Origin of the sequence: Stenotrophomonas sp. HMWF003 (assembly GCF_003061285.1) — a bacterium.
In the GTDB taxonomy this organism is placed as follows: Bacteria; Pseudomonadota; Gammaproteobacteria; order Xanthomonadales; family Xanthomonadaceae; genus Stenotrophomonas; species Stenotrophomonas maltophilia_AP.
In genome coordinates, this window is the sequence record NZ_QAIW01000446.1 from 8172 (window position 1) to 8521 (window position 350).

At 70.6% G+C, this 350-nt stretch carries 1 protein-coding gene; it reads left to right on the forward strand.

All coding sequences use genetic code 11. The features are described 5' to 3' along the window. A partial coding sequence (locus tag DBR34_RS24205; RefSeq protein ID WP_258224170.1) for an ACT domain-containing protein occupies window positions 1-287 on the forward strand: 287 nt, incomplete at its 5' end. Window positions 288-350 lie beyond the last annotated feature (63 nt).

The following is a 350-nucleotide window of genomic DNA, read 5'->3' on the forward strand; positions in this document are numbered from 1 at the left end:
CGCCGCGCATCGAGTTCCGCGACGGCAGCGACGGCAGCCCCGGCACCCGTTTCAGCCTGATCGCGCCCGACCGCCCCGGCCTGCTGGCCGACGTGGCGTTCGTGCTGCGCAACCAGCGGCTGCGCGTGCACGACGCGCGCATCGCCACCTTCGGCGAGCGCGCCGAAGACATGTTCGTGATCAGCGATGAGCACGACCACCCCCTCACCGAATCTGCCAGGCAGCAGCTGCACGACGCGATGCTCGCGTGCCTGGACCCCGATCGCAACGCCGGAGACCCCCACTGATGGCCACCAAGCCCGCCAAGAAGACTGCCGCCAAGACCGCGGCCGCCAAGAAGACTGCTGCCG